We start from the raw sequence: 15,011 nt of genomic DNA on the forward strand, positions 1-15,011 counted from the left end.
CGATCAGTCGCGCGGCGGCAAATCCAGCGACATGGCGAACCGGTCCAGCATGACGCCATCGCGACACACCGTTTCGGGATAGTCCACCCGCCACCGGTTGCGCGCGAAAAACGGGCGCGCCAGGTGGCTGGCATGGGTGGTCATGCGCCGCACCGCGCCGCGGTCCTGTGCATCCTTGATCACCGCCTCGTAGAGGGCCTGCGCCATGCCGCGCCCCATCCACCGGGGCCGCACAAAGGCAAGATCGAGATACCCCGCGCGCGTGGCCGCCATCACACCGGCAATGCCGTCGCCATCGCGGGCGACAAAGGTTTCCATCCCGGCCAGCCGGTCGGGAAAACTGTCGGGCATCCTGTCATGCGGGGCCCAGACGCGGCGCTGGGCGTCGCAATAGTGATGGCGGGCGCCGATATGCACGGCCTCGTGAAAGACCGCGTAGACATCGGGGGCGTCCCCGTCCCGGTATCGGCGTACCTCCAGGGTCACGTCACCGCTTTGCGCGCCATGTAATCCGGGTGATCCCACAGCCGGTTCTGCATGACGTCCGCCAGAATGGCGACGGCGGCGCGGATGTCCTGTTCATCCAGAAACAGCGGCGTGATGCCGAACCGCATGATATCAGGCGCGCGGAAATCGCCGATCACGCCGCGCGCGATCAGCGCCTGCATCGCGGCATATCCCTGTTCGAAATGGAACGATACCTGACTGCCACGCTCGGCCCCGTTGCGCGGGCTGGCCAGCGTCAGCATCGGGCAGGCGGCTTCGACCTCGGCGATGAACAGATCGCTCAGGGCGATGGACCTGGCACGCACATCGGCAATGTCGGCACTATCCCAGACATCCAGCGCCGCCTCGAGCGCGGCCATCTGCAGCACCGGCGGGGTGCCCACGCGCATCCTGTCGATTCCGTCGCCGGGGTGATAGTTCAGATCAAAGGCAAAGGGTTCGCCATGGCCCAGCCACCCCGAAAGCGCCGGCGTGGCCAGTTCGGCCAGATGCGGCGCGACATAGATGAAAGCCGGCGCACCGGGGCCACCGTTGAGGTATTTATAGGTGCACCCCACCGCGAAATCGGCGCCCGCCCCGGCCACGTCCACTGGCAGCGCGCCCGCCGTATGGGCCAGATCCCAGATCGTCAGCGCACCCACCTCATGCGCGCGTCTGGTGAGAGCGGCCATGTCATGCAGGCGACCGGTGCGATAATCGACCTCGGTCAGCATCAGCACCGCAACCTCGTCCGTCAGGGACTCATACAGGTGATCGGGATCGACAAGGCGCAGGTCGTGCCCCTGGGCCAGCATACCGGTCAGCCCCTCGGCCATGTAAAGATCGGTGGGAAAATTGCCGGTATCCGACAGGATCACCCGCCGCTCGGGGCGCAGGGCCAGGGCCGAGGCCAGCGCCTGATAGACCTTGATCGACAGCGTGTCACCAAGGACCACGTGCCCCGGTTCGGCCCCGATCAACCGGCCGATCCGGTCGCCTAGGGCGCGGGGCTGATCCATCCAGCCGGCCCTGTTCCAGCCGGTGATCAGCATATCGCCCCATTCCTCGCCCAGTGTCGTGACGACACGCGCCTGCGCCGCCTTGGGCAGGGGGCCCAGTGAATTGCCATCCAGATAGATCATCCCTTCGGGAAGGTGAAACATGGCTTTGGTCGCTGCGAAATCCGTCATCGGATATGTCCTGTCCACAGGGGCGGGGCAATCAAACCTGACCGCCCGCGATTTCGATGGTCTGGCCGTTGATGCTCTGCGATCCCGGACCGACCAGCCACAGCGCTGCGGCGGCGACCTCTTCGGGTTCGATCAGGCGCTTGTGCCGGTTGGCCTGCACCATGATGTCGCGGGCCTGTTCCTCGCTCACCTTTGCGCGTTTGGAAATGCTGTCGACGTTGCGGGTGATGATGGGCGTGTCCACGTAGCCCGGGCAGATAGCGTTGAAGGTGATCTGTTGACCCAGATAATCCTCGGCCAGTGACCGGGTCAGCCCGATCAGCCCGTGTTTTGACGCCGAATAACAAGCCGCGCCCTGAAGACCCCGGACCCCGGCGATCGATGAAACGGTAAGCACGCGGCCCCAATCGGTCTGGCGCATGCTGGTCAGGCATTCGCGGATCGTCAGGAAAGCCCCGTCCAGGTTGGTCGCCATCATGTTGCGCCAGAACTCCATGGTCGTCTTATGCGCCGCCTTGCCCTCGGCGATCCCGGCGTTGGCCACGCAGATCTGGATGGGTCCGCGGGCCTCAACGGCGGCTGCGATTTTGGCCACGACGTCGGCTTCGTCGCGCACATCCATCGCCATGCCGGTGATCCCGTTCCCGGCGACCTCGTCCAGAACCTCCCGGCGGCGTCCGGTGATGGTGACCTGTGCGCCCTGATCGGCCAGCGCCCGTGCGATCGCCAGTCCAATGCCGGTGCCGCCACCGGTGATCAGGGCGTGTTTCCCGCTGAGTGACATGAATTTTCCCCGTTTGTGATGTTTTGCAGACCCTACCGGTTGCGGCGGCACTGGCAAGCCCCGTCAAAGGCTGCGGTATCTGGTCGCTTTTACTTACCAATTCGATACTGTGAATGTGTGCCGCGAGTCAGGGAGGGATCATGAGACACATAATCGCCAGCGTTTTTGCCACCGTTATCGCCACGTCCTTGGGCGCCAGTGAAGACATCGACGATCAGTATCCGCAGTCCGAGTTGTATTCCAAACCGGTCGAGGTGATCCCGCATGTGTTTTCCGCCATCGGGGCGACCGCGCCGCCGCGCTATGAAAATTCGGGTCACAACAACAACCTGTCCTTCATCGTGACCGACGAAGGTGTGGTGGTTATCAATGGCGGGGCCTCGAGCCGTCTGGCCAAGGCCCTGCATGACGAGATCAAGGCCGTGACTGACCAGCCCGTCGTTCTGGTGATCAACGAAAACGGGCAGGGCCACGCGATGCTTGGCAATGGCTATTGGCGCGATCAGGGGGTCGATATCCTGGCCCATGTGGACGCGGTCGAGGAAACCACCAAGAATGGCGATTTCATCTTTCAGAACATGGAACGCTATAACCGCGACAAGGCCGAAGGCAGCCGCGTGGAACATGCCAACCTGACGTTCGAGGACCGCTATGACATCACGCTGGGCGGGGTGGAAGTTCAGGTGTTGCATCTGGGGCCCGCGCACGACCCGGGCGATGTTCAGGTCTGGATCCCGCAGTGGAGCATCATGATCGCGGGCGATATCGCCTTTCATGAGCGGATGTTGCCGATCTTTTCGCACACCTGCACAAGCTGCTGGCTGGAAACCTGGGAAACCAAGCTGGAACCGCTGAATCCGACTTATGTCATTCCGGGGCACGGGCACCCGACCAATCTGGCGCAGGTGCGGCGTTATACCTATGACTATCTGACGGATTTGCGCGCCAAAATCGGGGCGCATATCGACGAGGGCGGCGATCTGGCCGGGGCCTATTACGTGGATCAATCGCGCTGGGCAAATCTGGATACGTTCGAGGAACTTGCAACCAAAAACGCGGGTCGCGTGTTCGAAGAAATGGAATGGGAATGATACGACACATCTTCATCGCGGCCGCTTTGGCGCTGGCGACACCGGCTTTCGCCGGTGAGCTTGAGGATGAAATCCTCGGGTACATGGATTTTGCCACCTACGAGGCGGGCATCATCCTGCCCGAGCAACTGACCGAGGATGTGTTCGGGTCTGTTCTCTTTGTCGACACGCGCGATGCGGAGCAGTTCGCGGCAGGCACCATTCCCGGCGCCGTCAACATCGAATGGCGTGAGGTTCCGGGCCGTCTGGACGACCTGCCCGAAACGGGGCTTGTCGTTCTGTTCTGCAATACCGGGTCTCTGTCGGCGCAGGCGGCTTTTGCCGCGCGGGTGCTGGGACGCGAAAACGTTCTGGTGCTGCAGACGGGGCGCAACGGATGGCTGGAAACGGCCGCATATAAACCCGAATGACAAAGTGGCTGGACATGCCCCCGGTCTGGCTGGCCGGGTCCATTGTGCTGGCCTGGGCGCAGGCGCGGTTTTACACGGCGGGTCTGCATTTCGGAGGGGCCTGGGCCGATTTCGCCGGTGGCCTTCTGGTGGGGGGCGGTGTCGTGCTGATGCTGCTGGCCTTTGCCGAGTTCCGCCGCCACCGCACGACGGTGATCCCGCACAACACACCCGATGCGTTGATCCAGTCGGGGATATTCAAGCGGTCGCGCAATCCGATCTATCTGGGGGATGCGATGATTCTGGCCGGGCTGATCCTGCGGTTTGACGCTGTTCTGTCGCTGCCACTGATCCCCATTTTTGTCTGGGTCATCGAAAAACGCTTCGTTATACCCGAAGAGAACAGGATGCGCCGGAAATTCCGGGCCGACTTTGCCCGGTACGAACAAAAAGTTCGCAGATGGCTGTGATACTTTGCAATTATTACCCGCGCGATGGCGCGGGTGCTTGCGCATTGACGGTGTGCAAGGTAGTGGAATGCGGAACTGCCGAACCGGCCTTCCGCCGGAACAGACGATGAGGGGACCAATCGGTGAAAATAGGGACACCTAAAGAAATAATCGACGGTGAAAACCGTGTGGCGATGACGCCGGACAGTGCTCTGGCCCTGCAAAAGCTGGGGCATGACTGTGTTATCGAATCCGGCGCTGGCGAAAAAGCCGGGTTTTCGGACCAGCTGTACAAGGATGCGGGCGTCGAGGTGGTAAAAACCGCCGCTGCGCTGTTTAAGGCCGCCGATGTGGTGGCCAAGGTGCGTCCGCCCACCGAGGCCGAGGTCAAGCGCCTGCGCGAAGGCCAGACGCTGATTTCGTTCTTCTATCCGGCAGCGAACGAAGCCCTGATGAAACAGGCTGCCGACAAGGGTGCGACCGTCATCGCCATGGACATGGTGCCGCGTATTTCGCGTGCCCAGAAAATGGACGCCCTGTCGTCGATGGCCAATATCGCCGGTTATCGCGCCGTGATCGAGGCGGGCAACAACTTTGGCCGCTTCTTCACCGGTCAGGTGACTGCCGCGGGCAAAGTGCCCCCGGCCAAGGTTCTGGTTGTCGGCGCCGGCGTTGCCGGTCTGGCCGCGATCGGCACAGCCACCAGCCTGGGTGCGATCACCTATGCCTTTGACGTGCGCCCCGAAGTGGCCGAACAGGTCGAATCCATGGGCGCGGAATTCGTGTTCCTCGACTTTGAGGAAGAACAGCAGGACGGCGCCGCAACCGGCGGTTATGCCTCGGTTTCCAGCCCGGAATTCGCTGCCGCACAGCTGGCCAAGTTCCGCGAACTGGCGCCCGACATGGACATCGTGATCACCACCGCGCTGATCCCGAACCGCGAAGCGCCCGAGCTTTGGACCGAAGACATGGTCAAGGCCATGAAACCCGGCTCGGTGATCGTCGACCTCGCGGCGGAAAAGGGTGGCAACTGCAAGATGACGGTGATGGACGAAAAGATCGTCACCGACAACGGCGTGACCATCGTCGGATACACTGACTTCCCCAGCCGGATGGCGGCGCAAAGCTCGACGCTTTATGCGACCAACATCCGTCACATGATGACCGATCTCACCCCTGAAAAGGACGGCGTCGTTGATCAGAACATGGAAGATGACGTCATCCGTGGCGCCACCATCACCCATGAAAAGGCCGTGACCTTCCCGCCGCCGCCGCCAAAAATTCAGGCGATCGCGGCCAAGCCGAAGGAAAAGGTCAAGGAAAAGACCCCCGAAGAAAAACACGCCGAAGAGGTCGCCGCCTTCAAGGCGCAGACCAAGCAGCAGGTGACCCTGCTGGCTGTCGGCGCGGCGCTGTTGCTTGGTGTGGGCCTTGTGGCTCCGGCCAGCTTCATGCAGCACTTCATCGTGTTCGTGCTGGCCGTGTTCGTCGGTTTCCAGGTGATCTGGAACGTGGCGCACAGCCTGCACACCCCGCTGATGGCTGTCACGAATGCGATCTCGTCGATCATCATTCTGGGCGCCCTGATGCAGATCGGATCGGGATCGTTCCTGGTGATCCTCCTTGCCGCGCTTTCGGTCTTCATGGCCGGGATCAACATCTTTGGCGGCTTCCTCGTGACACGGCGCATGCTCGCCATGTTCCAGAAATCTTAAGGAGTTAGGGGACAATGGAATTCGGATTTACAACGGCGGCCTATGTCGTCGCAGCCGTCCTCTTCATCCTGTCGCTTGGCGGTCTGTCGGGACAGGAAAGCGCCAAGCGCGCTGTTTGGTATGGTATCGTGGGCATGGCGCTGGCGGTTTTCGCCACGCTGATCGGGCCCGGGTCGGGCCTGTGGCTCCTGTCGATTGCGCTGGTCATCGGTGGCGGTTTGATCGGCTATCAACTGGCCACCCGTGTTCAGATGACGCAAATGCCCGAACTGGTCGCGGCGATGCACTCGCTCGTCGGCCTTGCAGCCGTGTTCGTGGGCTATATCGCCCATATCGAACTGGGGCGTGTTCTGGCCATGGACGACACCGCCAAAAAGGCGGTTGAAGGGTTTGCTGCCCTTCTGGCCAAGAAAGAACCGGTCGAAGTCGCCATTCTGCGGGTCGAGCTGTACCTGGGTGTGTTCATCGGTGCCGTAACCTTTACCGGCTCGGTGATTGCCTATGGCAAACTGGCGGGCAAGGTGTCCTCGGCGGCGACAAAACTGCCGGGCGGCCACATGCTGAACGCTGGCGCGGCCGCGATCTCGCTGCTCTGCCTGATCTGGTACTTCAACACAGGTGGGTTGTTGCCGCTGGTGATCATGACGCTGATGGCCTTCTTCATCGGCTATCACCTGATCATGGGGATCGGCGGGGCGGACATGCCGGTGGTTGTGTCGATGCTCAACAGCTACTCGGGCTGGGCGGCTGCGGCGATCGGCTTCAGCCTTGGCAACGACCTTCTGATCGTCGTCGGCGCGCTGGTCGGTTCCAGCGGTGCGATCCTGTCCTATATCATGTGCAAGGCGATGAACCGGTCGTTCATCAGCGTGATCCTGGGCGGCTTTGGCGGCACCTCGGGTCCGGCGATGGAGGTCGAGGGCGAGCAGATCGCCATCGAGGCCGATGGCGTTGCCGCGGCCCTGGAGGACGCCGACAGCGTCATCATCATCCCCGGCTACGGCATGGCCGTGGCACAGGCCCAGCAGAACGTGGCCGAATTGACCCGCCGTCTGCGCGCCAAGGGTAAGAACGTGCGTTTCGCCATTCACCCGGTTGCGGGCCGTCTGCCCGGGCACATGAACGTGCTTCTGGCCGAGGCCAAGGTGCCGTACGACATCGTGCTTGAGATGGACGAGATCAACGATGACTTCCCGGATACGGATGTGGCCATCGTGATCGGATCGAACGACATCGTGAACCCCGCCGCGCAAGAGGACCCCAACAGCCCCATCGCCGGCATGCCGGTTCTGGAATGCTGGAAAGCCAAGCAGGTGTTCGTGTCCAAGCGTGGTCAGGGCACAGGGTATTCGGGCATCGAAAACCCGCTGTTCTTCAAGGAGAACACGCGCATGTTCTATGGCGATGCCAAGGCGTCGCTGGACAAGCTGCTGACGATGATCGACTGATCCCATCGGCAATCGACATTGGAAAAGGCGCCCTTTGTGGCGCCTTTTTTCTTTGAACAGCTGCCAGGGGGGGCGGCTGAACTGACGATCCCGCGGGTCGCAACGTCACATGCCCCGGCAATTGACCGGCGGGGGTATGTTTCCTAGGCCTTTGGGTATCCGGCCCCAGTGATCATTCCAATCCAAAGGATTTCAGATGAGCGAGAACATCGCAGTAAGCTCCCGCGACGGGGTCACCACCCTGACCATCACGCGCGAGGACAAGAAGAACGCGCTGACCCAGGCCATGTACGGTGCCATGGCCGATGCGATCACGGCCTATGGGGCGGAGGATGCGACACGCGCCTTTGTCATCACCGGGGCAGGAGACATGTTCACCGCCGGCAATGATCTGCAGGATTTTGCCATGGGCGCAAAGATCCAGGGCATACCGCCGGTGATCCGGTTCCTGCATGCGATCCGGGACTGTGAAAAGCCGCTGATCGCCGCGGTAAACGGCCCGGCCATCGGTGTCGGGCTGACCATGCTGCTGCATTGCGATCTGGTCTATGCGGCGCAGGCGGCGACATTCTCGGCCCCGTTCGTGCGGCTGGGCCTAGTGCCCGAGGCAGGATCGTCGATCCTGTTGCCGCAGACGGTGGGCATGGCGGTGGCCAATGACATTCTGCTGGGGGGCCGCACCCTCAGCGCGGTGGAGGCGCTGCAACACGGGCTGGTGGCGCGGATGCTGCCGGATGACGGGTTCCAGGACGCAATCGCCGCGATCGCGGCGGGCGTGGCCGCTGCATCGCCCACTGCGCTGCGCCGCTCCAAGGCGCTGATCCGCACGCAACGCGACGTGATTGCCGCCCAGATGGAGGCCGAGGCACTGGCCTTTGCACAGCAACTGGGCTCGCCCGATTTTGCCGAAAGCGTTGCCGCCCTGCGCGAGAAACGCGTGCCGGTCTATCGCTGATCAGGCGCGCCGCCGGGCGTCAGATGAACACCGGATCGGCGGCAACTCATGTGCGCCTTTGGCGCGTGCCATTTGTTTGCGCCGCCCTTTTCGGCGCGGTGCCTCCGGCGTGAGTTTTTTGGGTAAGATGAAGGGATCTGTGGCCGGTATGCGATTGTATTCACATAAGGCACTGATATTAAACATTAAACTTTCATTGTCAGGGATGCTGCGCTATGGTCGTGCGCAAACAAGGATTGCCCATGTCTGTCATTCCCGATCATCCGCTGCGATATGAACTGGCCAACGAACTGCACGCGCGCCCGTTTCCGACCATGGCGACGCCCTGCACCGTAGTGTTTCTGGCGATCAAACAGCCGGACGATGCAGTATCGCGGGACCGGGGCGGGGATCTGGCACATCTGATAAAGCTGCTCGACCGGCATGGCGCGGCACATCCCAAACCGGGTGCAACGCATTATTCGGGGCAGATCGGGCGGCACATCCTGAAATGGGAACAGCATACCGAATTCGTCACCTATACGGCCTTTGTCGAGGGCATCAGTGAGCGGGCCTTTGATCCGCATGATTTCGATGTCTTTCCCGATGAATGGCTGGCGCAGGTTCCCGGTCAGCGGATCACGTCGGTCAATGTGCGGCTGCTGTCCCATCCGGGGGACGACGCGATCGAGTCGGATCTGAACGACTGGTTCGTTCCGGAAAGCGTGGCGGTCGCGCGGGTTCTGGAGGACGCGGCCGTGGTGGCGGGCGATTTCCGGATCGATCCGGCAGGGCATCTGCGGTTCGCGGTCTTTGCCAGCCCGCACACCGGTCAGCGGCGGCTGGGCCGGGTGGTGCAGCGCCTGTGCGAGATCGAGACCTATAAATCCATGTCGATGCTCGGGTTTTCGCGGGCGCGCGCGCTATCGGGGCCGATCGGCAAGATGGACAATCAACTGACCGAACTGATGATCGAGATGACGGGCGACAAGAACCCGTCAGACGAAACGCTGGCGCATCTGCTGTCGATCTCCGCCGAGTTGGAAACCATGGCGGCCCGCTCGTCCTTTCGGTTTGGGGCGACGGGTGCCTATGAGGCAATCGTAAAGGAACGGATCGACGCGCTGCGCGAGGCGCGGTTCAACGGGCGTCAGTTGTTCAATGAATTCATGATGCGGCGGTATCAGCCCGCCATGCGCACAGTGAAATCGACCGAGGCGCGGCTTTCGGCGCTGGCCGACAGGGCGATCCGTGCCGGTGATCTGCTGCGCACGCGGGTCGATGTCGAGCGCAGCGCCCAGAATCAGGCGCTGCTTGAGAGCATGGACCGCCGGGCTGACCTGCAGCTGCGACTGCAGCACACGGTCGAGGGGCTGTCGGTGGTTGCGATCAGCTATTACGCGGTGTCGCTGGCCAGCTACCTTGTCTATCCGCTGACCGAAGCGACGGGGATCAGCAAGGGCATGCTGACCGCCCTCATCACTCTGCCGGTTGTAGGCCTCGTGTGGTGGATGGTGCGCCGGATACGAAAGCAGCTGGGCTAAGCACCGTGTTCAGGATCAGCGCCCCTGCCGCGATCGACGCGATGGCCAGCAGCGCAGCGATACTGAGCGTTGGAACTCCGGCCAGCCCGGCCCCTACGGTGCAGCCGCCGGCCAACACGCCGCCAACCCCCATCAGCGCGGCGCCGGCCAGGTAACGCCCGGTCTGGCGCGGGGCGTCAAAGCTTTGCCAGCGGAAGCTGCCAAAGGTCAGCGCGGCGACCAACGCGCCCAGAAGCACGCCGCCGATCAGCCCGCTGCCAAAGCCCGCCGGAATGGCGGTAGAGGCGAGGACGAAGAACAACCCTTCGGCCGACGGCGCTGTAAAGGACAGGCTTTCCATTGCGATCGGGTCGAATTCGTCAAACAGGATAAAGCCTGTCCCGACCCATCCCAGCGGGACCAGAAGGCCCAAGAGGGCCGCGCCGATCAGAACGCGCGCCCGATTCCCCGAGCGCAGGGCGATGACCAATGCGGCCATGGCGATGAGCGCGGAGATGGCCAACGCGCCGCCGGGCAGGGCGGCGAGCGAGGCGCCGTTGCCGAGGTCGACGGTGAAACCACCCAACGTGGTGCGCAATGGTGCCAGAATGCCCTTCAACGTCGCATGGGCGGTGATGGCAAAGACAACCAGAACCAATGCGGCCCGCAGGTTGCCGGTGCCGGTCAGAACCGTCAGGCGCGACACGCATCCGCGCGTCAGAACCATGCCCGCCCCGAAAAGAAGGCCGCCGATGACAATTGCAGCCACCGGAAGGTCGCTGGCCATGAACCTGTGTTCGCCAAAATCGATCAGTCCAAACCAAACCGCGGCCTGTGTGCCCAGCAGCGCTGTGGCCAGAGCTGTCAGCCAGACGCCAAGCGCGGTGCGTCGGTCCTCGCCCACAAGGGCGCGGCGAAAACAGAACTTTGTGCGCTCGGCCAGAATGCCGAACAGGATGCCCAACCCCAGACCAAACAGAACGCTGACCTGCTGTGCGGTGGTTTCCTCGAAACCAAATGACTCAAACATGATGTATCTCGCGCATTTTCAGAATAATTTCCCAGATGGGGCAGAATATGAGCGCAATCAAGCATTTCTCACTGGGGGTCACGGGGTCAGACCGGAACATTTTCCCGTATGCGGAGGGAGTCGGCGGGCTTCTGTTTCACAGATGTCCAGAATGACGAACGCCCCGGCGGTCGGGGCGTTCGGGATGGTCAGATTGTCCTTATCTGCGCCTCAGCGTCCGCGGATACGCGGGTCCAGCGCGTCGCGCAGACCGTCGCCCAGATAGTTCACGCTCAGCACCGTGAGCGAGATTGCCAGACCGGGCAGCATGACCCGCTCGGGGAATTCGACCATACGGTCGACCGCGTCGGCCAGCATCTTGCCCCATGTCGGGAAATCGGACGGGAAGCCGACTCCAAGAAAGGACAGCGCGCTTTCGGTGATGATTGCGGTCGCCAGACCCAGCGTGGCCGAGACCATGATCGGGCTCAGCACGTTGGGTAGGATGTGGCGGGTGATCAGGTTTCTGTTGGTGGTCCCGATCGACCGGGCGGCCAGCACGAATTCACGTTCCTTCAGCGCCAGAACATCCCCGCGCACGATGCGGGCCGTGGGCATCCAGCTGGTGATACCGATGATCGACACGATCAGGATGAACATGCCGCCCTCGGGCCCGAAACTGGCGCGCAGCGGTTCCCGGAACAGGGTCACCGCCACAAGCAGCAGGGGCAGGATCGGCAGTGACAGGAACAGGTCGGTCAGTCGCATGAGCGGCCCGTCCAGCCGCCGAAAGAATCCGGCCATCACGCCGATCACCGTACCGATGAACAGGGTCAACAACATCGCGGCCCAGCCCACCGCCATTGAGGCGCGCCCGCCAGCGATCAGGTTGGCCAGACCATCGCGGCCCAGCTGATCGGTGCCCAGCGGGTTGGCCCAGTTTGTCTTGGCCTCGCTGTCGATCAGGGCCACGTAGATCGGACGCAGATCGCGGTTGCGGTAGTCGATCTTTTGTGGGTCCACGTTCCAGATGAACTGACCGAACAGGACGGCCAGCGTGATCAGCACCAGAAACCCGCCCCCCAGCAAGGCGCCCTTGTGCTTGGAGAATTGCGACCAGACATCGCGCCACTGGCTGCGCGGCGGATTGGCTGTGACGGCATTGGAGAGATCAGTCATATCGGATCCTCGGGTCAAGCACGCCATACAGGATATCGGCGATCAGATTGAACAGAACGATCAGCACGGCAAAGATGAAGGTCAGCGTCTGCACCATCGGCAGGTCATTTGCGAACAGGGCGGTGATCAGCAACTGGCCGATGCCGTTCACCTTGAAAATCACCTCGGTAATGATGGCGCCGCCAAAGATCGCGGGCATGCCCAGGGCAATCACGGTGACCACGGGGATCATCGAATTGCGCAGCACATGCACCATGACGACCACCGCCTCGCTCAGCCCCTTGGCGCGGGCGGTTCGCACGTAGTCCTGGTTGAGGTTGTCCAGCATCGAGGCGCGCATATAGCGGCTGATCTGCGCCGTGGTCTGGAGTGCCAGAACCATCACCGGCAGGATCATCTGGCGCAGCTGCACCTTGAAGCTGGCCCAGTCGTCGACGACATGGGTGGTGTCATAAACCGAGGGCAACCAGCCCAGGTTGACAGCAAAGATCACGATCATCAGCGGGCCGGTGAAAAACGGCGGGATCGAAAAGCCGATCATAGTGATGAACGTCCCGGCCTGATCAAACACCGAATACTGCCGGTAGGCGGAATAAATGCCGATGGGCAGGGCAATCAGGATACCGACGATATAGGCGGTGCCGACCACCCAGATGGTCTGGGGAATGCGCTGAACCACGATGTCCATCACGGGCGAGCGGGTCTGCCAGCTGATGACACGCAGGTCGCCTTCGGAAAAGGAGGTGCCAAAGAGATAATCGATCAGAACCTGCGGCTCGATCCAGAAGAATTGCACCAGCCATTTCCAGAACCGGATGTGCATCGGCTCCCCCAGGCCCAGGGCCTCGCGCATCTTTTCCTTGACCTCGGGCGGGACGGTCAGGGGCACCTGGGCCATCGGGTCGCCGGGGGCGAGTTCGAGCAGAAGGAAAATGACAAGACTGATGAACAAAAGCGTCGGAATGGCCAGGACCAAACGTCTTATGGTGAAGGTCAGCATGCGCGACGCCTTTGCAGCTTAGTCTTATTATTCTTGTGAGAACCAAAAAATCGTGCCGCCCCCACGGGGCAGGGGCGGCACGGGTTTCAGGTTACGAACCCTGCTTGCGATGCCAGTCGGCAACGTTCCACAGTTCGCTGTCCCAGACGTTCAGGATAACGCCGCCCAGCGAATTGGCATGCGCCGAAACACGGCCACGGTGCACCAGCGGTACAATCGTGTTGGTGTCCTTGGTCAGCATGTTGTTCATCTTGATCGCGATTTCACCGCGCTTTTCGAGATCACCCGTGCGGGCAAGTTCGTCAATCAGGGCGTCATAGGCCGGATCGCAGAAACGGTTGATGTTTTCACCCTGCCATTGGCTGGCTGGCTTGGGCTCGTTTCCGCAACGATAGGCCGCCAGATACTGCTGGGGGTCTGTGCCGTTGAACGTGTTGGCGTACATTTCCACATCGGCATAGAACTTCTGGAAGGTGTCGGGGCTGCCCGGGTCGCCGCCAAAGAAGACCGACGCGTTGATGTTGCGCAATTCGGTTTCAACACCGATTTCGCTCCACCACTGTTTGATCAGAGCCTGGAAATCCTGGCGCACCGCGTTGGTCGAGGTCTGATAGACGATCGACAGGCGCACACCGTCCTTGGCGCGGATGCCATCGCTGCCTTTGACCCAGCCTGCATCGTCCAGCATCTTGTTCGCGCCGGCGATATCCTGGGTAAAGCAATGCTCGTTCTTGGCTGAGTACAGATCAGGGGCAGGGACCAGATCACAGGTCGGCTTACCCGCTTTGCCATAGCCGACTTCGACCAGAAGCGGACGGTCGATGGCCATCGACAGCGCCTCGCGGACGGCCGGATCCGACAGGAACGGGTGCGGTGCGGCAACGGTTGACCGGGTATCGGCGTCCAGCGACGGCGACGGATCAGTCATGTTCATTTCCAGACGCTCGACCAGCGGGCCAAAGCCTGCAATGGCGATACCTTTGCCAGCCTCTTCCATCTTGGCGATGACATCGGGGGCCAGCTGCAGGTTCCAGGCGTAATCGAATTCGCCGGTTTCCAGAACCGAACGGCCCGCCGCGGTCGCATCGCCGCCGCCTTTGAAGGTCAGCGTGGCAAAGGCCGGTTTGTTCGGATCGCGATAGTTCGGGTTCGCCGACATGGTGATCACGTCATTCGGCTTGAATTCATCAACCACGAAGGGGCCGGTGCCGATCGGGTTAAAGTTGGCCTCGGTGCATTCCGGGGCCTTGGCGCCCAGGCAATCCTTGAACTGGTTCATCTGGATGATGGGCGACTGGCCACCCATGAACGGGCCATAGGGGTTCGGCTTGGGTTGATTGAACGTCACCTTGACGGTCAGATCGTCAATCGCCTCGACCGCCTCCACGCCATCAAAGAACGACAGCTGCGCACAGCCACCTTCGGGGTGCATGCAATATTCCGCGGTGAATTTAACATCCGCCGATGTGACCGGCGTGCCATCGGACCACAGCAGACCCGACTTCAGTTTCCATGTGATCGAGGTCAGGTCTTCGCTGACGCCGCCATTTGTGACGGTCGGGATTTCCTCGGCCAGGAAAGGAACCAGCGCGCCGGTTTCGTCGTAACGGCCAAGCGGTTCAACGACCAGAGACGAGGATTCCACGTCCTTCGTACCGCCGGACAGATAGGGGTTCAGAATGGATGGGGCCTGCCAATAAATGATGCTGACATTACCGTCCGAGCCACGCTCGGCCATGGCCATGGGGGCCATGCACGTACCGGCAATCGCACCTAGCAATAGGGCTTTCGTTTTCATGTTACACTCCTTGTTG

At 61.8% G+C, this 15,011-nt stretch carries 14 protein-coding genes; 7 read left to right on the forward strand and 7 right to left on the reverse strand.

The genetic code is table 11. From position 1 onward, the window contains the following. Window positions 1–3: 3 nt before the first annotated feature. Genes ACXYMO_RS12115 through ACXYMO_RS12125 form a run of 3 tightly spaced genes read right to left on the reverse strand, consistent with a single transcriptional unit; the run spans window position 4 to window position 2,460 of the window. Window positions 4–486: a GNAT family N-acetyltransferase gene (locus tag ACXYMO_RS12115; RefSeq protein WP_458878944.1), complete on the reverse strand. Its 483-nt coding sequence runs from the start codon at window positions 484–486 to the stop codon at window positions 4–6. Continuing rightward, window positions 483–1,676, reverse strand: a complete 1,194-nt coding sequence (kynU, locus tag ACXYMO_RS12120) for a kynureninase (RefSeq protein WP_458878945.1) — start codon at window positions 1,674–1,676, stop codon at window positions 483–485. The genes ACXYMO_RS12115 and kynU overlap by 4 nt, the downstream gene beginning before the upstream one ends. Window positions 1,677–1,707: 31 nt before the next feature. After that, on the reverse strand, window positions 1,708–2,460 hold the full coding sequence (locus ACXYMO_RS12125) for an SDR family NAD(P)-dependent oxidoreductase (RefSeq protein ID WP_458878946.1): 753 nt from the start codon (window positions 2,458–2,460) through the stop codon (window positions 1,708–1,710). A 140-nt stretch (window positions 2,461–2,600) separates the two neighbouring features. Here ACXYMO_RS12125 and ACXYMO_RS12130 point away from each other — a divergent pair, with 140 nt between their 5' ends. The 7 genes from ACXYMO_RS12130 to ACXYMO_RS12160 all read left to right on the forward strand — a co-directional run bounded on the left by ACXYMO_RS12130 (window position 2,601) and on the right by ACXYMO_RS12160 (window position 10,030). Beyond that, entirely contained in the window at window positions 2,601–3,551 is a 951-nt protein-coding gene (locus tag ACXYMO_RS12130; protein ID WP_458878947.1) for an MBL fold metallo-hydrolase, read from the forward strand. After that, on the forward strand, window positions 3,548–3,961 hold the full coding sequence (locus ACXYMO_RS12135) for a rhodanese-like domain-containing protein (protein WP_458878948.1): 414 nt from the start codon (window positions 3,548–3,550) through the stop codon (window positions 3,959–3,961). The genes ACXYMO_RS12130 and ACXYMO_RS12135 overlap by 4 nt, the downstream gene beginning before the upstream one ends. Next, the gene (locus ACXYMO_RS12140) at window positions 3,958–4,410 is read left to right on the forward strand and encodes a methyltransferase family protein (protein ID WP_458878949.1); all 453 of its coding nucleotides are present in this window, start codon (window positions 3,958–3,960) and stop codon (window positions 4,408–4,410) included. Before ACXYMO_RS12135 ends, ACXYMO_RS12140 begins: the two co-directional genes overlap by 4 nt. Window positions 4,411–4,532: 122 nt before the next feature. Continuing rightward, window positions 4,533–6,104 (forward strand): Re/Si-specific NAD(P)(+) transhydrogenase subunit alpha, encoded by a 1,572-nt coding sequence (locus ACXYMO_RS12145; protein ID WP_458878950.1) that lies wholly within the window; start codon window positions 4,533–4,535, stop codon window positions 6,102–6,104. Between the two features lie 14 nt (window positions 6,105–6,118). Further along, a complete protein-coding gene (locus ACXYMO_RS12150; protein ID WP_458878951.1) occupies window positions 6,119–7,552 on the forward strand; it encodes an NAD(P)(+) transhydrogenase (Re/Si-specific) subunit beta in 1,434 nt (477 codons plus the stop codon). Between the two features lie 196 nt (window positions 7,553–7,748). Next, window positions 7,749–8,507 carry an enoyl-CoA hydratase-related protein gene (locus ACXYMO_RS12155; protein WP_458878952.1) on the forward strand — a complete coding sequence of 253 codons (759 nt, stop codon included), beginning with the start codon at window positions 7,749–7,751 and terminating at the stop codon, window positions 8,505–8,507. 242 nt (window positions 8,508–8,749) lie between these two features. Beyond that, window positions 8,750–10,030: a DUF3422 family protein gene (locus tag ACXYMO_RS12160; RefSeq protein WP_458878953.1), complete on the forward strand. Its 1,281-nt coding sequence runs from the start codon at window positions 8,750–8,752 to the stop codon at window positions 10,028–10,030. On the opposite strand, the gene ACXYMO_RS12165 is transcribed toward ACXYMO_RS12160, so the two are convergent. The 4 genes from ACXYMO_RS12165 to ACXYMO_RS12180 form a co-directional block, all read right to left on the reverse strand. After that, on the reverse strand, window positions 9,966–11,039 hold the full coding sequence (locus tag ACXYMO_RS12165; protein WP_458878954.1) for a YeeE/YedE family protein: 1,074 nt from the start codon (window positions 11,037–11,039) through the stop codon (window positions 9,966–9,968). The two genes, ACXYMO_RS12160 and ACXYMO_RS12165, sit on opposite strands and share 65 nt — an antisense overlap. A 210-nt stretch (window positions 11,040–11,249) precedes the next feature. Continuing rightward, the gene (locus ACXYMO_RS12170; RefSeq protein ID WP_458878955.1) at window positions 11,250–12,197 is read right to left on the reverse strand and encodes an ABC transporter permease; all 948 of its coding nucleotides are present in this window, start codon (window positions 12,195–12,197) and stop codon (window positions 11,250–11,252) included. Further along, the gene (locus ACXYMO_RS12175; RefSeq protein ID WP_458878956.1) at window positions 12,190–13,197 is read right to left on the reverse strand and encodes an ABC transporter permease; all 1,008 of its coding nucleotides are present in this window, start codon (window positions 13,195–13,197) and stop codon (window positions 12,190–12,192) included. Before ACXYMO_RS12175 ends, ACXYMO_RS12170 begins: the two co-directional genes overlap by 8 nt. A 91-nt stretch (window positions 13,198–13,288) precedes the next feature. Further along, a complete protein-coding gene (locus tag ACXYMO_RS12180) occupies window positions 13,289–14,995 on the reverse strand; it encodes a peptide ABC transporter substrate-binding protein (protein WP_458878957.1) in 1,707 nt (568 codons plus the stop codon). Window positions 14,996–15,011: the final 16 nt, after the last annotated feature.

The sequence above is a fragment of the Arenibacterium sp. CAU 1754 genome, from assembly GCF_054482635.1.